At 62.0% G+C, this 19,211-nt stretch carries 17 protein-coding genes and 1 pseudogene; 16 read left to right on the plus strand and 2 right to left on the minus strand.

Translation table 11 applies throughout. The features are described 5' to 3' along the window. Positions 1-5: 5 nt before the first annotated feature. The 12 genes from IEX32_RS05795 to IEX32_RS05850 all read left to right on the plus strand — a co-directional run bounded on the left by IEX32_RS05795 (position 6) and on the right by IEX32_RS05850 (position 14,079). Complete coding sequence (locus IEX32_RS05795; protein WP_188769400.1) at positions 6-488, plus strand: 4-hydroxylaminobenzoate lyase; 483 nt, start codon at positions 6-8, stop codon at positions 486-488. A 4-nt stretch (positions 489-492) separates the two neighbouring features. Next, the gene (locus IEX32_RS05800) at positions 493-1,290 is read left to right on the plus strand and encodes an enoyl-CoA hydratase-related protein (RefSeq protein ID WP_229736124.1); all 798 of its coding nucleotides are present in this window, start codon (positions 493-495) and stop codon (positions 1,288-1,290) included. Next, positions 1,287-2,843: a phenylacetic acid degradation bifunctional protein PaaZ gene (gene paaZ / locus IEX32_RS05805; RefSeq protein ID WP_188769404.1), complete on the plus strand. Its 1,557-nt coding sequence runs from the start codon at positions 1,287-1,289 to the stop codon at positions 2,841-2,843. Before IEX32_RS05800 ends, paaZ begins: the two co-directional genes overlap by 4 nt. Then, positions 2,836-4,851, plus strand: a complete 2,016-nt coding sequence (locus IEX32_RS05810) for a 3-hydroxyacyl-CoA dehydrogenase NAD-binding domain-containing protein (RefSeq protein ID WP_188769406.1) — start codon at positions 2,836-2,838, stop codon at positions 4,849-4,851. The genes paaZ and IEX32_RS05810 overlap by 8 nt, the downstream gene beginning before the upstream one ends. Further along, on the plus strand, positions 4,851-5,606 hold the full coding sequence (locus IEX32_RS05815; RefSeq protein WP_188769407.1) for an alpha/beta fold hydrolase: 756 nt from the start codon (positions 4,851-4,853) through the stop codon (positions 5,604-5,606). Before IEX32_RS05810 ends, IEX32_RS05815 begins: the two co-directional genes overlap by 1 nt. A gap of 3 nt (positions 5,607-5,609) precedes the next feature. Then, positions 5,610-6,812 (plus strand): 3-oxoadipyl-CoA thiolase, encoded by a 1,203-nt coding sequence (pcaF, locus tag IEX32_RS05820; RefSeq protein ID WP_188769409.1) that lies wholly within the window; start codon positions 5,610-5,612, stop codon positions 6,810-6,812. Positions 6,813-7,078: 266 nt separating this feature from the next. Further along, the gene (locus IEX32_RS05825) at positions 7,079-9,502 is read left to right on the plus strand and encodes a TonB-dependent receptor (protein ID WP_188769411.1); all 2,424 of its coding nucleotides are present in this window, start codon (positions 7,079-7,081) and stop codon (positions 9,500-9,502) included. A gap of 169 nt (positions 9,503-9,671) precedes the next feature. Continuing rightward, the gene (locus IEX32_RS05830; protein WP_188769412.1) at positions 9,672-11,093 is read left to right on the plus strand and encodes an aminomethyl transferase family protein; all 1,422 of its coding nucleotides are present in this window, start codon (positions 9,672-9,674) and stop codon (positions 11,091-11,093) included. Between the two features lie 110 nt (positions 11,094-11,203). Further along, entirely contained in the window at positions 11,204-12,070 is an 867-nt protein-coding gene (locus IEX32_RS05835) for a methylenetetrahydrofolate reductase (protein WP_188769413.1), read from the plus strand. A gap of 31 nt (positions 12,071-12,101) precedes the next feature. Further along, a complete protein-coding gene (purU, locus tag IEX32_RS05840) occupies positions 12,102-12,959 on the plus strand; it encodes a formyltetrahydrofolate deformylase (RefSeq protein WP_188769414.1) in 858 nt (285 codons plus the stop codon). 3 nt (positions 12,960-12,962) lie between these two features. Next, positions 12,963-13,823, plus strand: coding sequence for a bifunctional 5,10-methylenetetrahydrofolate dehydrogenase/5,10-methenyltetrahydrofolate cyclohydrolase (locus IEX32_RS05845; RefSeq protein WP_188769415.1), 861 nt, complete (start codon positions 12,963-12,965; stop codon positions 13,821-13,823). Further along, positions 13,816-14,079: a dihydroneopterin aldolase gene (locus tag IEX32_RS05850; protein WP_188769416.1), complete on the plus strand. Its 264-nt coding sequence runs from the start codon at positions 13,816-13,818 to the stop codon at positions 14,077-14,079. Before IEX32_RS05845 ends, IEX32_RS05850 begins: the two co-directional genes overlap by 8 nt. Here the strand turns inward: IEX32_RS05850 and IEX32_RS20620 are convergent. Both IEX32_RS20620 and IEX32_RS05855 read right to left on the minus strand, forming a co-directional pair. Next, positions 14,035-14,193, minus strand: a pseudogene (locus IEX32_RS20620) (IS5/IS1182 family transposase); the annotation flags it as partial. The gene IEX32_RS05850 and the pseudogene IEX32_RS20620 sit on opposite strands and share 45 nt — an antisense overlap. 180 nt (positions 14,194-14,373) lie before the next feature. Then, the gene (locus IEX32_RS05855; RefSeq protein ID WP_188769417.1) at positions 14,374-14,826 is read right to left on the minus strand and encodes an Lrp/AsnC family transcriptional regulator; all 453 of its coding nucleotides are present in this window, start codon (positions 14,824-14,826) and stop codon (positions 14,374-14,376) included. Positions 14,827-14,984: 158 nt separating this feature from the next. Between IEX32_RS05855 and IEX32_RS05860 the strand changes: the two genes are divergently transcribed. The 4 genes from IEX32_RS05860 to IEX32_RS05875 form a co-directional block, all read left to right on the plus strand. Continuing rightward, entirely contained in the window at positions 14,985-16,214 is a 1,230-nt protein-coding gene (locus tag IEX32_RS05860; RefSeq protein ID WP_188769418.1) for a thiamine pyrophosphate-dependent enzyme, read from the plus strand. A gap of 3 nt (positions 16,215-16,217) precedes the next feature. Beyond that, entirely contained in the window at positions 16,218-17,234 is a 1,017-nt protein-coding gene (locus IEX32_RS05865) for an alpha-ketoacid dehydrogenase subunit beta (RefSeq protein WP_188769419.1), read from the plus strand. Beyond that, a complete protein-coding gene (locus IEX32_RS05870; protein ID WP_188769421.1) occupies positions 17,234-18,571 on the plus strand; it encodes a dihydrolipoamide acetyltransferase family protein in 1,338 nt (445 codons plus the stop codon). Before IEX32_RS05865 ends, IEX32_RS05870 begins: the two co-directional genes overlap by 1 nt. A 1-nt stretch (position 18,572) precedes the next feature. After that, positions 18,573-19,211 (plus strand): acyl-CoA dehydrogenase family protein (locus IEX32_RS05875; protein ID WP_188769423.1); only part of this gene is annotated, 639 nt, incomplete at its 3' end.

A 19,211-nucleotide genomic window follows, 5' to 3' on the forward strand; every position in this document is an offset into this window, starting at 1 on the left:
AGAACATGACCGAGAAGCCTGACACTCCCGACGCCTTTGTCGCCCAGATCGCGAAAGTCACGGCCGCGATCGCTGACCGGGAACCCGGCTCCGAACTGGAAAGCTGGCTGAACGACCGGTTTTCGGCTGATTCCGTCTGGTTCGAAGAGACCTTCGCGCTTTGCCGGGCGGGGTGTGACGAAGGCTGGCTCTGTGAGAACGAAAGGGGCGGGGTCAAGTTCGGCCGCGCGGTGAAGGAAGGCGATGCGACGCATGGTTTCTCGGTCGATGTGGTCGAGATGACCGACGTCGTCGGACCGCACCACTCGCACCCCAATGGTGAGATCGATCTGGTCATGCCGCTGGACAATGGTGCCGAGTTCGATGGCCGGGGCGCGGGTTGGAAGGTCTATGCTCCGCAATCCGCGCATTGCCCGAGGGTGAGGGGCGGCAAGGCCCTTGTCCTGTATCTCCTGCCCGGCGGTGCAATCGAGTTCACGCGGAATTGAGATGGTGAGCTTGCCGGATCGCGTTGCGCTGGAAATCATCGATGGTGTGGCGACGCTGACGCTTGTGCGCAGCGGTAGTCTCAACGCTATCGATGAGGCGATGCACGCGGCGTTACGTCATGCCTTTACTCGGATTGCGAAGGACAGGTCCGTTCGCGCCGTCGTGCTGACGGGCTCGGGACCCGCCTTCTGTGCGGGGCAGGACCTGGCAGAGCGCGCCGCAACTTTCGATACCGGGGGCCAACCGGACCTGCATGACTCTCTGGATCGCAATTACAATCCTCTGATCCGCACCATCGCTTCGCTCGATGTGCCGGTCATCGCGGCGGTAGGCGGTATCGCTTTCGGGGCAGGAGCTGCTCTGGCGATTGCCTGTGACATTGTGCTGGCAGGGCGGTCGGCGCGCTTCCAGTTTGGTTTCGTCAATGTCGGTCTCGGGCCGGACAGCGGGGCAAGCTGGTCGCTACCTCGGATCGTCGGCCAGGCCAGGGGGCTCGATCTGGCGCTGACCGGACGAGCCGTGACGGCGGCGGAGGCGCTGGAAATGGGGCTGGTCAGCCGCGTGGTGGACGACAGCGACCTGCCGGAGACGGCTCAGGCCATTGCGCGCGATCTGACCGCCCGCTCGGCCGATGCGCTTGCGGCGATCAAGCGGCAATTCCGCGTAAATCCGCCAGGCACCCTCGACGCCGCGCTCGATGCCGAGCGCGATGAACAGGCCGCGCTCGGCCGGACCAGGGACTATCGCGAAGCCGTGCTGCGCTTCGCCGGAAGACATGCCAACAAGGATACCGGGACATGACCGACTGCATTTCGCTCAGCCACTATATCGCGGACCGATGGGTGGGCGGCGGAGAAGGACGGTCGCTGCATTCCGCCATTGACGGAGCGGTTGTTGCGCAGATGCCGGGGACGGCTGATATCGCGGCAATACTGCACCATGCGCGCACCATCGGGGGACCGGCCCTGCGCGCGATGACGTTCCGTGAGCGCGGCCAGATGCTGCGTGCGCTGGCCGGCGCCCTGACCGAACGAAAGGACGAACTCTACGCCCTGTCTTCGCTTACCGGCGCGACGAAGGGTGACAGCGCTTTCGACATCGAAGGCGGCATCGGAACCTTCTTCGTCTATGCATCGAAGGCAAAGGCAATGCCGGACGCGCACGTCCTGCCCGAATCCGGGCGCGAGACGATCAGCAAGGGCGATTTTCTCGGCCAGCATATCCTGACGCCGTTGACCGGCGTTGCGGTGCATATCAATGCCTACAATTTCCCTGTCTGGGGCATGCTTGAAAAGCTGGCGCCGACGCTGCTTGCCGGTATGCCTGCGGTGGTCAAGCCCGCGACTGTCGGCGGATACCTGACCGAAGCGGCCTTTCGCATCATAATCGAAAGTGGCGTTCTGCCGCAGGGCGCCGTGCAACTGCTGCTGGGCGATACAGGCGATTTGCTCGATCGACTGGACGGGCAGGACAGCGTGGCCTTTACCGGTTCCGCCAATACCGCGAACCGCCTCAAGGCCCATCCCAACGTCGTGGGCAAGACCGTGCGTTTCGCGGCGGAGCAGGATAGCCTGAACGCCTCGATCCTCGGACCCGATGCCGATGAGGGGACGCCGGAGTTCGACCTCTTCGTCAAGGAAGTCGTGCGTGAGATGACGCAAAAGGCGGGGCAGAAATGCACCGCGATCCGCCGCATTCTCGTCCCCGGAAAGTCGATAGACGCAGTGCAGAGTGCCGTTGTCGCCCGCCTCGCTCGCGTCACCGTGGGCGATCCGCGCGAAGGCGGCACGCGGCTGGGCGCATTGGCCGGTCTCGCTCAGCGCGATGACGTTATCGCCAATGTCGAGCGCCTGAAAACTGAGGCAAACGTCGTCGTCGGCGGGACGATCCCCGATCTGGGCGATGCGCTGGCTGGCGGTGCCTATTACGATGCGACGCTGCTGCGCTGCAATGATCCGCTCGGCTCCGAAATCGTGCATTCGGTCGAAGCCTTCGGCCCGGTCGCCACTCTGATGCCCTATGCCGACGTGGATGAGGCCATCGCCATCGCCAACGCCGGTCAGGGCTCGCTGGCGCTGTCGATCTTCAGCCATGATCGGGCCGCGATAGCTCGGCTCGCGATTGGCACCGCGCCATTTCACGGACGGATCATGATCGTCGACCGCGACAACGCGGAATTCGCCACCGGTCATGGTGCAGCGCTGCCGCATCTCCAGCATGGCGGCCCCGGTCGTGCAGGGGGCGGTGCCGAACTGGGCGGCGTGATCGGGATGATGCCTTACCTCCAGCGCAGCGCGATTCAGGGCAGCAATGGCATGATCGAGGCTATCGAGGGGCTCCGCGGGCATGGGTGATATCGCTGCCTGGACACGGAATGGCGCGATTGCGGTCCTGACGCTGGACAATCCTCCGGTGAATGCCATCTCGCAGGCCGTTCGCTCCGCATTGGTCGAAGGGGTGAAGAGGGCGGCGGCGGAGCCGGACGTATCGGCGCTGGTCATCGCCTGTGCGGGCCGAACGTTCTTTGCAGGCGCGGACCTGAAGGAATTCGGCAAGCCTTCGACCGAGCCGTTCCTGACCGAAGTTGTCGATACGATAGAGGGGGCGGGCAAGCCGGTAATCGCGGCCATCCACGGCAGCGCGCTGGGTGGCGGGCTCGAGATCGCGATGGCTTGTCACTACCGGGTGGCCCACGCCGACGCGCGCCTTGGCCTGCCCGAAGTCACGCTGGGCTTGATGCCCGGGGCACGCGGCACACAGCACCTCCCGCGTCTGGTCGGCGTTTCCAAGGCGCTTGAGATCATCGCGCTGGGGGAGCCGGTTTCGGCGCCGGAGGCACGCACCATCGGGCTGGTCGATGAAATCGCCGAGGGCGATCTGGTGGAGGCCGCTTGCGCCAAGGCGCGTAGCGCGGCCGATGCGCCGCCGCGCCGGACTCGCGAACGGGTTGCGCAGCCGGTTTCCGATGACATTTATGAACAGTTCTCGCAGCGCCATGCGAAGAAATTTCGCGGCCTCGATGCGCCCAAGGCCATCATTGCTTCGATCCGCGCCGCCACGGAACTTCCGTTCGAAGATGGCGCACGGCGAGAGCGCGACATATTTCTGAAATTGCGCGCCGGACCGCAGAACGAGGCGTTGCGCCATGTCTTCTTCGCGGAACGCGAAGCTGGCAAGGTTCCCGGCATCGAAGGGGGCGAAGCTCGCGTGATTGAAACGGCGGGCGTGATAGGCAGCGGGACGATGGGCAGCGGCATCACCATCGCTTTCCTGTCCGCAGGCATTCCGGTGACGCTTTACGAGCGCGATCCGGCTGCGCTGAAGCGTGGTCTGGCGCATATTCGCATGGTTCTGGATGGCAACGTCAGCTCGGGTCGGATGACGCGTGAGGCCGCAGATCGCGCACTGTCCGCGGTGCAGCCCACATCCGACATGGCGGCGCTCGCCAACGCCGACGTGATCGTCGAAGCGGCCTACGAGCGGATGGACATCAAGCGGTCGATCTTCGCGGAACTCGGCGAACTGGCCAAACCCGGTGCGATCCTGGCCAGCAACACGTCCTATCTCGACCTCGACGAGATTGCCGGTGTCACGTCCCGCCCGGCCGACGTGATCGGACTGCACTTCTTTTCGCCCGCCAACATCATGAAATTGCTTGAAGTCGTCCGGGGCCGGGAAACCGCACCGGATGTCATCGCCACCGCCTTCAAGCTGGCCAAGCGCATCGGCAAGATCGCGGTTCTTTCTGGCAACGCATGGGGCTTCATCGGCAATCGCATGCTGGCAGTGCGGCGCGAGCAAGCCGAAGCAATGGCTGTTGAAGGGGCCAGTCCGGCGCAGGTCGATCGCGTGCTGGAGAATTTCGGCTTTGCGATGGGGCCGTTCCGTATGGGTGACCTAGCTGGACTGGACCTTGGCTGGACGCCGGAAAGTTCGACCGGATCGACCATCCGCGAAAGACTATGCGAGGCGGGGCGGCGGGGCCAGAAGACCGGAGCTGGCTTTTACGATTACCGTGACGATCGTAAACCCGCGCCCTCCCAAGAGGCGGAGGCGATAATCGCCGGCTTCGCGCGCGACCGAGGGATCACGCGGAGTTCCTTTGACGACGCCGAAATTCTCGACAGGCTGCTCTGGCCGATGGTCGATGAAGGCGCGAAGTTGCTGGCCGAAGGGATCGCCCTGCGCGAATCCGATATCGATGTCGTCTGGCTTAACGGTTATGGCTGGCCGCGTTGGACGGGCGGACCGATGTTCCACGCACGGCAGACCGGGCTGCCCGAAGTCACACGGCGATTGCGGGCATTGGGTATCGCGCCGTCGGATGCGCTGATGAATCTGGCGAACGAGGATTCGGCTTGATGACCTGTTGGATTCGGGCCGGAAACGGCAGGCTCGAAGCCGCAAGTTGGGGCGATGGTGCAGGCCTGCCGGTCCTCCTCCTGCACGAAGGGCTCGGCTCGATCCGCTTGTGGAAGCATTTCCCCGCTCGTCTGGCGGAGGCAAGCGGGCGTCGGGTCGTCGCCTGGTCGCGCGCAGGGCACGGATGGAGTGCTGCCCGGCCGGAGCCGCGCGGCCTCGATTATATGCACCGGGAGGCCGACCTGCTGCCGGCCGTGCACGAAGCTCTGGGCCTCGAACGGGCTCACTGGCTGGGGCATAGCGACGGTGGGTCGATCAGTTTCATCGCGGCCGGCCGTTTTCCGGCACTGCCGGCATCGCTGATCCTGGAGGCGCCGCACGTTTTCCTCGAGGATATGACCGTTGCCGGGATCTCCGCGGTGCAGGCCGGTTTCGCCGCGTCGAACATGGCCAAACGCATGGAGCGTTACCATCAGGAGCCGGCCGCGCTGTTCGAGGACTGGAGCAGGGTCTGGCTTTCGCCGGATTTCCGCGACTGGAACATTGAAGCCTCGCTCGATCTGGTAACGGCCCCCGCGCTGCTGATCCAGGGCAGGGACGATCAGTTCGGCTCCATGAAGCAGCTTGACCGGGCCGCCGCTGCCTTGCGCGAAACCACGCGGCTGGAACTGGAGAACTGCGCGCATTCGCCGCATTTCGACCGGGAAGAAGCGGTCCTCGCCGCGATTTGCGAATTCCTGAAGGACAAGGACTAGGCCATGGCCGACGCTTTCATTTGCGATGCGATACGGACGCCCATTGGCCGCTATGGCGGCGCGCTGTCATCGATACGCGCGGACGATCTGGCGAGCCGTCCTATCGCGGCCTTGATGGCGCGGAACCCGGACATGGACTGGTCTGCTGTGCAGGACGTGATTTTCGGCTGCGCAAATCAGGCCGGCGAAGACAATCGCAACGTTGCGCGCATGGCCGGCCTGCTGGCCGGACTACCCGAAAGTGTCGGGGGCACCACCATAAATCGGCTGTGTGGATCGGGCCTCGATGCGGTTGGGACGGCGGCAAGGGCCGTCCGCTCCGGTGACTGCGACCTGCTGATAGCGGGCGGCGTTGAAAGCATGAGCCGGGCACCGTTCGTGATGCCAAAGGCGACGAGCGCGTTTTCCCGCATTTGCGACTTGTACGACACGACGATTGGCTGGCGTTTCATTAACCCGGAAATGGAGGCGCGCCACGGCGTCGATTCCATGCCGGAAACCGCTGAAAACGTGGCGCGGGAATTCGGTGTCTCGCGTGAGGATCAGGATCGTTTCGCCCTGCGCAGTCAGGAAAAAGCCGCCGCGGCCCAGGTTAACGGACGGCTTGCTGCGGAGATTTGTCCGGTTTCGGTTCCGCAGCGAAAGGGCGATCCGCTGAAAGTCGATCGCGATGAACATCCGCGTCCAACATCGCTAGAAGCCCTCAGTCGCCTGAAGCCTATCACACGGGCGGACGGAACGGTGACCGCAGGCAATTCGAGCGGCGTGAACGATGGCGCGGCGGCGTTGATCATAGCTTCGCAGGAAGCTGCGCGAGCCCATGGCCTGACACCTCGTGCCCGGATCGTCGGCATGGCGGTGGCCGGCGTTCCGCCACGTATCATGGGTATTGGACCAGCCCCCGCCACAGAGCGCCTGCTGGCTTCGACCGGCATTGCACTGGAGGATATCGACGTCATCGAGCTTAACGAAGCGTTTGCCGCGCAGGGCCTGGCCGTCCTGAGACGGCTTGGAATTGCCGATGACGACCATCGCGTGAATCCCAACGGCGGAGCCATCGCGCTTGGTCACCCGCTCGGCATGTCCGGGGCGCGCATGGCGCTGAGCGCAACGGAGGAGTTGACCCGCTCTGGCGGACGCTATGCGCTGGCCACGATGTGTATCGGGGTGGGACAGGGCGTCGCGCTCCTCCTCGAACGCGCGTGACATTCGATCCGGAGCGAGGCTGCTGTTAGCGTTTGAGCATCGTCCCCGTCAGCATAATCAATGTAAAACAGTAGTTTATTTGAACTGCGGGTGCTGCAAGGGGCGGCTACAAATCCCATCAAATCGTCGCGGCGCAACGCATCTGTGTCGGGAATAGATCTGATCGCAAAAGTCGATTCGCTCAATAGGTCCACGCCTCTTAGTGAGTTCAACGTGAAGTGCAGTCCGCGAAATAAATGCGGGCGCGATCTTGAGGGAGAGAAATAATGCGCAAATCAACGCTGTTGGCGGCACCTGTCCTGAGCGTCGTGTCGCTCGGTACATTTGCTGCGCCCGCCATCGCCCAGGATGCGGGACCGGTCGAGCAGAGTAATGATGCTGGTCTGGGGGAAATTGTCGTCACGGCGCAGCGGCGGGCGGAATCGCTGCAAAACGCTGCCATCGCGATTTCCGCTGTGAGCGGCGACGCCCTGGTCCAGCAGGGTGTGACCGATCCCGCCGGTCTGACCGGGGCGGTGCCCGCGCTGGAGGTGTCGACCGGAACGGGCGGAAAGAGTCTTTTCTATTTGCGCGGCGTGGGAAATTTCTCGGGTAATTCTCTGTCGGATGGCGCGATCGCGTTCAATTTCAACGACGTGTACATCGCGCGCGCCCAAGGTACGGGCGGCTTTTTCCATGACCTTGAGCGTGTCGAGGTCCTGAAAGGACCGCAAGGCACTCTATACGGACGCAACGCGACCGGGGGCGCCATCAACGTCATCCCGGCCGCTCCGAAGTTGGGTGAGTTCGGCGGCCATATCTCGGGCGAATACGGGAACTACGACCATATGCGCGTCGAAGGCGCGGTAAATGCGCCGCTTGGTGACAATGGCGCGATCCGTTTGTCGGCGATGCGGGTCAAGCATGACGGGTATCTGTCCGACGGTACCGACGATCAGGACGATTTCAGTGCCCGTCTGGGCATGCGCGCCGAATTAACACCCACACTCGATGTCACCGTTACCGGCGACTATTTCAGAAAACGCGGTAAAGGAGGCGGTGCCACCATCATCTCGGACACCGGCGGACGTTTTGATATCGATGATCGTGTCGGGCTGTCCGATCCGCGCGCGCAGGCCGTATACGAACAGGACACTTTCGTTTTCACCGCAGGCAGTTTTCTGACTGGACTTCCCGATGTCAGCGATGTCGATATCAATAATTGGGGCGTTTCCGCCACGATCAATTGGGATACTCCAGCGGGCGAGCTGACCGTGATCCCCGCTTACAGGGAAACCGACAGCAAGTCGGTCACGATCCAGCCCGGCTTTTACATATCGGAAGACGCCCGCAGCCAGCAGTTCAGCATGGAGGCGCGGCTGGCTTCGGACGACACGAACACTTTCAGCTACCTTCTGGGCGCCTACTACATTGATGAAGATGGCGACGTCCCGTTGTTCCGGACAAATGCGCAATATAATGCGGCGCTTCAGAATTATGAATACCAAACAGAAAGTTACGCGTTCTTCGGTCGCCTGAACTTTCGCGCGACAGATAAACTGACACTGTCGCTCGGCGGACGCTACACAAAGGAAAAGAAGGCGTTCCAGGGCCTTTACCGGGGTCAGAATCGGTTCTGCGTCACTGAAACCTTCAGCTTTGGGCTGACATGTCCGGGGGCACCGCCAATCCCGTTCAACGATACGTTGCCACTTGCCTTCGCTAACCTGGAATCCGTCGGGCTCGTGCCGTTCCCGCTGGCCGGCGGCATCGCGGCCTACGAAAATGGCTTTGATCCCGATCGCTTCCTGGTGCAAGTCTATAACGAGATCTCAAACAACAGCTCGAACAGCTTCAACAAGTTCACTTATAGATTGGCGGCCGACTATCAGGTCACGCCGGATAACCTGATTTATGCCAGCTATGAAACCGGGTTCAAGTCGGGGGGCTTCTTCTTCTCTCCCACCCAGAACACCTATTCGCCGGAAACGATTCAGGCCTTCACGCTAGGCTCGAAGAACAGCTTCATGGGCAACCGGATTCGTCTCAATGTCGAGGCGTTTCATTGGATCTACAAGGACCAGCAGATCAGCCATCTGGGCTCGGCACTTGATCCCGATACACAGCAGTCGGTCATAATCTTCCCGACGGAAAACGTGGGCAAGGCTACGTTTACCGGTGGCGAGGTCGAACTGGAGGCACTGGTAACGGATACTACCCGTTTGGGCGCCCAGGTTCAGTACCTCGATGCCAAGTACGACGAGTTCGTCTACAACGTGCCTGCGAATTCGCCGCCGCAGACCGGTTGCGCGACCGCGCCTTCCGGCGGTGGTGCCACGATTGCGCTGGATTGCTCGGGCTTTCGTCCGCCCAATGCGCCCAAATGGGTGATCCGCCTGACCGGCGAACAGAGAGTCCCGCTCGGGAACGGTGGCGAGTTCGTCTTCAACGCATCCGGCAATTTCCAGAGCAAGACGCTGACCGGGCTCGAGTTCCTTCCGGTGGAGACGCAGGGTTCTTATTGGAACGTCGATGCCGCGCTGACTTATAACGCGCCAAATGATCGGTTCTACATCGGCGGCTATGTCCGCAACGCGTTCAACAAGACGGTGTTCACCAACAGCTTCCCGCCGCCGTTGACCAACGGACTGTTTGTGGCTGCCCTGCGATCACCCCGGACGTACGGCATTCGCGCAGGCTTCAATTTCTGAACCGGCAATATTGCCCAATGTGGGGAGGGAGACAGGGTCATGCTGAACTGGTGCTTCCGCTCATTGGATAGGCTGGCAGCGACGCTAATCTGCACCCAGGTTCGGCCCAGAAGCGCCGTAGGTAGATCGTTTGACCCCGCACCGAATGCCACTTTTTGAAGCGCATGGAATGGACAGGAATCTCGTGCCGATGAACCTACAGTCTATCCTGGAAAGCGCGGACAGCCCTCTCGGCTATCTCCGCAGCGACAAGACCCACCGCCACACTAACCGTGCCTGGGATCCCAAGCTGATCATGCCGCAGCTCCCCTATGAGTTCACCGATTGGGAACGCGAACAGCTTGCGTGGCGGGATACGGTCGCTCTTTTGGATCAGTCGCATCACATGCAGGCGGTGATCATCAGCGGCCGGGATGCGAAGACGTTTCTCACTTATATGGCGTGCAATAATCTTACAAACGCCCACCCCGGCAGAGCTTTCCAGATCATCTGTGCTTCGCCCGACGGCTACCTGGTCGGCGACGGGATCCTGCTGCAACAGGATGAAAACACGTTCGCGGCAGTTGGCCCCTATCTCCTCAACTGGCTATCCTACCACGCGGAAACTCTTGGCTTCGACGTGACAGCCACGGTTGACCCTCGATCACCCGTCTATGCGAATGGCCACGGCAATCGGCGCCCCGCGTGCCGCTACCAGATCCAGGGTCCGAATGCGTGGGCGCTGATCGAGAAACTCAATGGCGGCTCCGTCGCCGACGTCCCGTTCTTCCATCTTACCGAGATCACCGTGGCAGGGCATCGCATGGAAGGGCTTCGCCACGGAATGGCCGGAGCGCCCGGACTGGAGATTTGGGGGCCTTGGGAGGCGCGCGATGAAATTCGTGGCACAATCCTGGAGGAGGGCGAGGAGTTTGGCATCGTTGAAGTCGGGGCTGCGGCTTACGTCTCATCCGCCGTTGAGTCCGGGTGGGTGCATACGGTTTTGCCAGCGATCTACAGCGGCCCGGAACTTCGCGGCTATCGCGAATGGATGCCAAGCGACGAAGTCGAGGGCTTGATCCGACTGACGGGCAGCCAGGAGCGTGACTGCGTTTCGGACTACTACCGAACGCCTTTCGACATGGGTTATGGTCGTCTGATCCATCTGGATCATGAGTTTATCGGACGCGATGCCCTGCGCGCCCGTGCCGGCGAAGCGAAGTTGCAGAAGGTGACGCTGGCCTGGGACCCGGACGATACGGCTAACCTTTTCAGGGAAATGCTCATTCGCGACGGACGGAATGTCAAATTTCTTCATCTGCCGACCATGAGCGACAAGCTGGACATGCAGTATTTCCGGGTGACAGCAAACGGTAAGGAAGTCGGGACGGGCCACTCGTCCGCATACATGGCCGGTGAACGCGCCATGCTGACCTTGTCGCTCCTGGATGAATCCGTCCGCATCGGCGACGAAGTTCTACTGCACTGGGGGGAGAGTGGAGGTGGCTTCGGCCGCTACGTCACACCCGCGACGGACATCGTGCCAATCAGAACTACCGTGAGCCCGGCGCCATACTCGCGGGTCGCCCGCGAGGAATACCGGAAGATCTGACCATCCAGCCTGAATGTCGTCGGCTCCGCTTGCGATCCACTGCAAGCGGACGCCGGGCGAAGGCGGTCGAACACCAGAACCCTTACGGGCGGCGGCGAATGGAGGCCCCAATGAAGGCAGCACTTGGTGCAAATGTGGCGTACGCAGAGACCAACCTGATCGACGGCTTCTCGCTCGAAATGACAGCCCGGGACGTCGACTCGCTAAACGCGGCGGCATCGAACATCGCGGCTGGTACGCCGGTGGCCATCACGTTCCTGCCGGGAGAATCCTACGATGCGCGGGTGGCCGTCGTTCGGGCGGTCCGAAAACTTGGCTTCGAGCCGATGCCGCATTTTTCGGCACGGCTCCTGCAATCTGTCGGCGAGTTCGAATGCTACCTGCACAGGATATGCGAGGCGGCGAACGTGACGCGATGCTTCGTTATTGCGGGCGATACCGCTAAGGTGGAAGGCCCCTTTCCCGACAGCATGAGCCTGATCGCCTCGGGGGCGTTCGAGCGCTACGGTGCAAGTGTCCTTGGGATAGCCGGCCATCCCGAGGGGCATCCGCACATGACCGATGAGCAGTGCTGGCAGACGTTGGAAACGAAATGTGCCGAGATCGGGCGTCGAGGCATGGCGCCGCTGATCGTCACCCAGTTCGCCTTTGACGCGGATCGCACCTTGCGCTGGCTGGAAACCCTGCGCTCGCGCGGCATCGTCGCCCCTGTCAGGATAGGCGTGCCCGGTCCCGCCGGGATCAAAACGCTGATGCGCTTTGCCGCACGCTGCGGGGTGGGGGCCTCGACGACAGTCCTGGCCAAGTACGGCATCTCGATCGGCCGACTCATCGGCTCTGCCGGACCCGACAGGCTCCTCGACACTTTCGCCCGCTCGCTTGGCCCTCAGCACGGGCTGGTGCGGCTTCACTTCTACCCGTTCGGCGGGCTCGAAAAGACGGTGGCGTGGATCAGGGATTACGACAGTGCGCACTGATCGCGTTGGCAGTTCAACAAAGGAGAAAGTGGTGTCGGACGTGTATACTCTGCGGCTCCAGTGCCCCGATCGGCCGGGGCTGGTCGCGAAGGTGGCGGGATTTCTGGCCGACAGAGGCAGCAACATCCTCGACGCGCAGCAATTCGACGACAGCGAGAATGACTTCTTCTTCATGCGCATCGCGTTCGAGCCCAGCGAGGGATGGGGCGTCGAGCGCCTGCGCGACGAATTCGCGCAGATCGCCGGCGAAGCCGGAATGGAATGGTCGCTGCAGGACCAGGCTGTGCGCAAGAAGGTCGCGCTGATGGTCTCCAAATGGGACCATTGCCTCGTCGATCTGCTCTATCGCGAACGCCTGGGCGAACTCCCGATGGAGGTGGTTGGCATTATCTCCAATCACCCCCGCGAACTCCTCCATGGCGGGCTGATCGGGGATGTTCCCTTTTATCATCTACCGATCAGCAAGGACACCAAGCCGCAGCAGGAAGCGCAGATCAAGCAGGTCGTGAGCGAGGCTGGCGCCGAGCTGGTCGTCCTTGCACGCTACATGCAAATCCTGTCGGACGATCTGGCGGCTTTCCTCTCGGGGCGCTGCATCAATATCCACCACAGCTTTCTCCCGGGATTCAAGGGCGCCAAGCCTTATCATCAGGCGTTCGATCGCGGGGTTAAGATGATTGGCGCGACCGCGCACTATGTTACCGCCGATCTCGATGAGGGCCCGATCATCCACCAGGATGTCGAGGCAGTGAGCCATTCCGATACGCCTGAGGATCTGGTCCGCAAGGGTCGGGACATCGAACGACGCGTGCTTGCGGAAGCCGTGCGCCTCCACCTGCAGGACCGTGTCTTCGCAAACGGCGCGCGCACCGTGGTTTTCCGGAACTAATGAATGAGAGCGCTGATCGACGGCCGCGCGATGGCGCAGGCGCTTTCGGCCCGTACGGCCGAAGCGGTCGCCGAGCTTCGCGCGCGGGATGCGACCCCTGTGCTTGCCGTCGTCCTGGTTGGCAACGATCCGGCAAGCGAAGTCTACGTGGCTCGCAAGCTCGCCGAGTGCTGTAGGGTCGGTATCGGTTCGATCGAGCAGCGTCTGTCGGAAGATTGCACCGAAGCCCAGATTTTGACGCTTATCGATTCGCTCAATGCGGACGATGATGTGCACGGCATTCTCATCCAACTTCCGCTGCCGAAGGGGATAAACGCCGGCCGAGTGCTGGATCGGATATCGCCTGCCAAGGACGTCGACGGCTTCCATCCGGTCAACGTCGGACGCCTGTCCACCGGCACCGGCGGGCTAGTGCCATGCACGCCACTCGGGATCATGATGCTGCTCGACAGCGTTATAGATGACTATCGCGGCCTTAACGTGGTAGTGATCGGAAAGTCGAACATCGTCGGTAAACCTGTCGCCATGCTGTTGCTCGAGCGCGAGGCCACGGTAACGGTTACCCATATCGAAACGCGCAACCTGCCTGACATCACGCGCGGGGCCGACGTGATCGTGGCGGCGGCGGGCGCACCGCACTTGGTGCGCGGCTATTGGGTAAAGCCGGGCGCCGTCGTTGTCGACGTGGGGATTACCCAGATCACGGATCATGACGGGCGCAAGCGGATCGTCGGCGATTGCGCCACCCATGAGCTCGATCATGCCAAAGCCGTGACCCCGGTGCCTGGCGGGGTTGGTCCGATGACGATCGCCTGCTTGCTGAGCAACACCGTGACCGCCGCTCGGAAGACCGTGAATGACTGAGGCCACGACCACGGTACGTGTGCGCGACCTGCCGCTCCTTGCGGACATCGGGATTAATCCGGTCGAGGTCGGTAGGCAGCAGCCGCTAGTGATCACAGTCGACCTGAAGCTCCAAGTCGCCGATGTGGAGAGGATCGACAACACCGTGGATTACCGCCGCATAGTGCGCGAGGCGGAAGGGCTCGCGGCAGTTCACATTCCGCTTATCGAGACCTTTGCTCGTCGGCTCGCAGTGGCGCAATGCGGTCACCAATAGTCCGTGCAAAACCTCGAAGCCGACGACGCCGGCCAAGCGTTCAAGCGGATCGCTTGCTACACTCAGGGCCTTATACCGGTTGGAAAGATCGAAAAAGCCGGGCTGTCCTGACATCTCTGCTTCCGTTGTCGCGCTCAGGCAGTGACTCATTTCGTGCCATTATCTACCACCGGTACTTCGAGATGACCAGCTTACAGCGATCTCGCCAATGTATTGGAAATGTTTTGTTTCGTGGTATCGGCTGCCGCCCGCGTGCGGCGGTGGGTCATTCCAATCTCAGGGGAAATTCGCAGATCAGATTGGAAGAATACGGGTATCTTTGACGCACTTCAGTGCGAAGCTGGAGTTTATTGAAACCACTGCGGGCAAATGCGAAAGTTTCCTTTTGAGATATTGTTCATAGGCTTCAATGCTAGGTGACAATATACGGAGCATATAGTCGCTATTTCCACTCATTGAAAAGCATTCGATAATCTCTGGATGCTCTTCGACAGCGCGCTCGAGCGCTTCGAGCGTTTCCTCATGATGTGACGTCAGTTTAATGTGCGCAAACACATTGACTGTCAGTCCCAGCGAAGCGGGATCAAGCAATATGGTTCGTCCCTTGATCACCCCGCTCTTTTCCAGCTTCTTCAATCGACGCCAGCAGGGAGTTTGCGACAGGCCAACCGACGGCGCGAGTTCGGAGAGGGGCAACTCTGGGTTTGCCTGAATTTGGCGCAGGATTCGCAGATCCACGTCATCCATATCTGAATTCCTGAAAAATGTGCCATTTAGGAAATGTCATCCTATATATGCACAATATGGAGAAAATAGTTCTCAATCAAGCTGGATTTCGCTCGGACTTAGAACACGATTTTCCTCGCCGGCCGCCTTAGAACGGCACCTCGAAAACGGAGTGGAAAATGGCAAATCGACCTCCGCTGGAATTTTACGTTCCTGAACCACCTTCAAGACCAGGGCAGCCAGCGAGTTTCTCACACATAATTGTCCCCGACGCCGGGCTTGTCCGTCGTCCCGACGCGCTGGCGAGTCCGGCCGAAATGCGCGACCTGCCCTTCGATCTGATCCGCGTTCTCGACGACGAAGGGCAGGCCGTCGGTCCATGGGATCCCAGGCTTTCGCCTGATCTTATGCGCCGGGGCCTGCGGGCCATGCTGCGCACCCGTGTTTTCGACGATCGTCTCTTCCGGGCCCACCGCCAGGGCAAGACCAGCTTCTACATGAAGTCGACCGGTGAGGAGGCGATCGGTGCAGCACAGGCTCTCGTCCTGGAGCGGCAAGACATGTGCTTTCCCACCTACCGGGCAATGAGCTGGCTTCACGCGCGGGACTACCCGCTCATCGACATGGTCAACCAGATCTTCTCCAACGCGAGCGATCCGCTGCATGGCCGGCAATTGCCGATCCTGTTCTCTGCGCGGGACTATGGCTTTTATTCGCTGTCGGGCAATCTGGGCACGCGCTACGGCCACGCCGTGGGCTGGGCGATGGCGTCGGCCTATCGCCAGAGCGACAGTCTCGCGCTGGCCTATTGCGGCGAAGGCTCCACGGCAGAGGGCGATTTTCATGAGTCGCTGACATTTGCAGCCGTCTATCAGGCCCCGGTAATCCTCTGCGTCACCAATAATCAGTGGGCGATTTCCAGCTTTGCCGGACTGGCGGGCACTCAGGACACGACCTTTGCGGCGCGTGCGATCGGCTATGGGCTGCCGGGCCTGCGGGTCGACGGGAACGATTTTCTTGCGGTCGCCGCCGCGACGCAGTGGGCGGCCGAACGCGCACGCGCCAACAAGGGTGCCACCCTGATCGAGCTCTTCACATACCGCGCGACCGGGCATTCGACGAGCGATGATCCGACGCGCTACCGCCCGCGCGACGAAGCCGAGCACTGGCCGCTCGGCGATCCGATCGAGCGGCTCAGGCAGCACCTCGTCCGCATCGGCGAATGGGATGCGCAGCGTCATGATGACCTGATTGCGCAGCTCGATGCCGAAGTGCGTGCCGCGGTCCGCGAAGGCGAGGCGATCGGCACGCTGGGACGCTCGAAGCCGCCGTTGTCAGAGATGTTCGAGGGCGTCTTTGCCGAACCGGACTGGCGCCTGATCGAACAGCGCCGTGAAGCGGGTGCCTGAGCGATGCGCGAACTCAACATGGTCAAGGCGATCAACGATGCACTCGACGTCATGCTGGCGCGTGATCCCGATGTGCTGGTTTTCGGCGAGGACGTCGGTTATTTCGGCGGCGTATTCCGCGCGACCGAGGGGTTGCAGGCGAAGCATGGTATCCGGCGCTGTTTCGACACGCCGATCGCGGAAGGCGGCATCATCGCCACTGCCATCGGCATGGGTGCGCAAGGGCTGAGGCCGGTGCCGGAGATCCAGTTCGCCGACTACATCCTTCCCGCCTTCGATCAGCTGGTGTCCGAGGCGGCGCGCCTGCGTTACCGCTCCGGCGGCGAGTTCTGGGCGCCGATTACGGTGCGCTCACCCTATGGCGGCGGCATTTTCGGTGGCCAGACGCACAGCCAGAGCCCGGAAGCCATCTTTGCGCATATTACCGGCCTCAAGACCGTGATCCCCTCGACTCCCTATGACGCGAAGGGCCTGCTGATCGCCGCGATCGAATGCGATGATCCGGTGATCTATCTGGAGCCCAAGCGGCTCTACAACGGCCCGTTCGACGGCCATCACGATCGTGAGATCGGGACATGGGCAGGGCATCCGGCCGCGCAGGTTCCCGAAGGCCATTACACGGTACCGCTGGGTAAGGCGGCCGTCGTTCGACCAGGCGATGCGGTCACGGTTCTGGCCTACGGCACCATGGTGCATGTTGCCCTCGCGGCGGTCGACGAGACCGGCATCGATGCCGAAGTCATCGATCTGCGCTCGATCGTTCCGCTTGATATCGAAACGATCGTGGCTTCGGCAAACAAGACGGGCCGCTGTGTGATCGTGCACGAGGCATCGCGCTTCGGCGGTTTCGGCGGCGAGCTTTCTTCCTTGATACAAGAGCGCTGCTTCTACGGCCTGGAAACGGCGATCGAGCGTGTGGCGGGTTGGGACACGCCCTATCCGCACGCTTTCGAATGGGACTACTTTCCCGGCCCGGCCCGCATCGCCGCGGCCCTGCGCCGGGTCATGGAGAACACCTGATGGGTCGCTACACATTCCGCCTTCCGGACATTGGGGAGGGCATCGCGGAAGCCGAGATCGTCGCCTGGCACGTGAAGGTGGGCGATACGGTCGAGGAAGACGGCCGCATTGCCGACATGATGACCGACAAGGCAACGGTCGAAATGGAAAGCCCCGTGTCGGGCAAGGTTCTCGAAGTGGCCGGCGAAACGGGCGATGTCATCGCCATCGGTTCTTCGCTCGTGGTGATCGAGGTTGAAGGTGATGGCAACGAGCGGGACGGACCCGCGAAAACGCCTGCCGCAGCGACACCCCCCGCCAAGGCGGAAGAACTCCCCAAGGCAGACGTGCCGGCAACAGCGCCTGAGCCTATGCAGGCTCCCGAACCCATTACCAGATCGGAACCTGTCCGGACCGAACCTGCCAAACCCGCTGCCGCATCGACGAAGGCGCAAATTCCCCATGCTCCGCCAGGCCATGCCAGGGTGATGGCAAGCCCGGCGGTCCGCAAGCGCGGCGCCGACCTCGGCATTGACCTGGGCGAAATCCGGCCGGCTGAGGACGGTCGGATTCGCCATGCGGACCTCGACGCGTTCCTGGCCTACAACTCTGCCGGCGGATTTCAGCCCGCTGGCATCAAGGGACAGGACGAGCAGGTCCGCGTCATCGGCCTCCGCCGCCGCATCGCCGAAAACATGACGGCGTCCAAGCGCAAGATCCCGCACTTCGCCTATGTCGAGGAGTACGACGTCACCGCGCTCGAGGAGATGCGCGCGCAGCTCAACGAGGGAAGGGGGGAGCGTCCCAAGCTGACGATGCTGCCGTTCCTGATTTCCGCGATCTGCAAGTTGATCCCGAAATTCCCGATGCTGAACGCCCACTACGATGACGAGGCGGGCGTGGTGACGCGTTATGGTTCGGTGCATCTGGGTATGGCAGCCCAGACTCCGGCAGGCCTGATGGTGCCCGTGATCCGCGATGCGCAGAACCGCAATCTGTGGCAGTTGGCGACGGAGATCGCGCGTCTTGCCCAGACAGCGCGGGACGGATCGGCGAAATCGGCCGAACTATCAGGTTCCACCATAACCATCACGTCCCTGGGGCCGATGGGAGGCGTCGCCACGACACCGGTTATCAACCGTCCCGAAGTGGCGATCATCGGGCCGAACCGGATCGTCGAGCGGCCGATGTTCGTGCGCGATGCCAGTGGAAGCGAGCGCGTGGAGAAGCGCAAACTGATGAACATCTCGATGAGCTGCGACCACCGCGTCGTCGACGGGTGGGACGCGGCCAGTTTCGCGCAGGAGCTGAAGAAGCTCATTGAAGCCCCGGCGCTCATTCTTGCAGGAGAATACTGATATGCCAGCCACGCCAGAATTCGACTTCGCGCTGGGCGAGAGCGCGCAGATGATCCGCGAGAGCGTTTCGCGCTTCGCCGACGAGCGGATTGCGCCGCTCGCCGCGCGGGTGGACGCGGAGGACTGGTTTCCGCGCGAGCTGTGGCCGGCGATGGGCAAACTGGGGCTGCACGGGATTACGGTCGAGGAGCAATGGGGCGGCATCGGCCTTGGCTATCTCGAGCATGTGATCGCGATCGAAGAAGTCAGTCGGGCCTCGGCCTCGGTGGGCCTGTCCTACGGCGCGCATTCGAACCTGTGCGTCAACCAGATCCGCCGCTGGGGGAATGACGAGCAGAAGGCGAAATACCTGCCCAGGCTGATCTCGGGCGAACACGTCGGCAGCCTTGCCATGTCGGAGACGGGCGCGGGCTCGGATGTCGTGGGCATGAAGCTGAAGGCCGACGCGGCGGCGGGCGGTTTCCGGCTCAACGGCACCAAGTTCTGGATCACCAACGGCACGTATGCCGATACGCTGGTCGTATACGCCAAGACCGGCGAAGGCTCGAAAGGCATCACCGCCTTCCTGATCGAGAAAGACATGCCCGGTTTCTCGGTCGGACAGAAGATCGACAAGCTGGGCATGCGCGGCTCGCCGACT

Source organism: Novosphingobium endophyticum (genome assembly GCF_014640675.1).
GTDB classification, from domain to species: Bacteria; Pseudomonadota; Alphaproteobacteria; order Sphingomonadales; family Sphingomonadaceae; genus Novosphingobium; species Novosphingobium endophyticum.

What these genes read in the sequence shown, in the direction of transcription:
- IEX32_RS05835 (WP_188769413.1), top strand. Translation starts at nt 11,204, where the DNA reads ATGAAGGCAGCACTTGGTGCAAATGTGGCGTACGCAGAGACCAACCTG.
- paaZ (WP_188769404.1), top strand. Translation starts at nt 1,287, where the DNA reads ATGACCGACTGCATTTCGCTCAGCCACTATATCGCGGACCGATGGGTG.
- IEX32_RS05855 (WP_188769417.1), bottom strand. Translation starts at nt 14,826, where the DNA reads ATGGATGACGTGGATCTGCGAATCCTGCGCCAAATTCAGGCAAACCCA.
- IEX32_RS05845 (WP_188769415.1), top strand. Translation starts at nt 12,963, where the DNA reads ATGAGAGCGCTGATCGACGGCCGCGCGATGGCGCAGGCGCTTTCGGCC.
- IEX32_RS05825 (WP_188769411.1), top strand. Translation starts at nt 7,079, where the DNA reads ATGCGCAAATCAACGCTGTTGGCGGCACCTGTCCTGAGCGTCGTGTCG.
- IEX32_RS05815 (WP_188769407.1), top strand. Translation starts at nt 4,851, where the DNA reads ATGACCTGTTGGATTCGGGCCGGAAACGGCAGGCTCGAAGCCGCAAGT.
- IEX32_RS05865 (WP_188769419.1), top strand. Translation starts at nt 16,218, where the DNA reads ATGCGCGAACTCAACATGGTCAAGGCGATCAACGATGCACTCGACGTC.
- pcaF (WP_188769409.1), top strand. Translation starts at nt 5,610, where the DNA reads ATGGCCGACGCTTTCATTTGCGATGCGATACGGACGCCCATTGGCCGC.
- IEX32_RS05860 (WP_188769418.1), top strand. Translation starts at nt 14,985, where the DNA reads ATGGCAAATCGACCTCCGCTGGAATTTTACGTTCCTGAACCACCTTCA.
- IEX32_RS05810 (WP_188769406.1), top strand. Translation starts at nt 2,836, where the DNA reads ATGGGTGATATCGCTGCCTGGACACGGAATGGCGCGATTGCGGTCCTG.
- IEX32_RS05795 (WP_188769400.1), top strand. Translation starts at nt 6, where the DNA reads ATGACCGAGAAGCCTGACACTCCCGACGCCTTTGTCGCCCAGATCGCG.
- IEX32_RS05850 (WP_188769416.1), top strand. Translation starts at nt 13,816, where the DNA reads ATGACTGAGGCCACGACCACGGTACGTGTGCGCGACCTGCCGCTCCTT.
- IEX32_RS05830 (WP_188769412.1), top strand. Translation starts at nt 9,672, where the DNA reads ATGGACAGGAATCTCGTGCCGATGAACCTACAGTCTATCCTGGAAAGC.
- IEX32_RS05870 (WP_188769421.1), top strand. Translation starts at nt 17,234, where the DNA reads ATGGGTCGCTACACATTCCGCCTTCCGGACATTGGGGAGGGCATCGCG.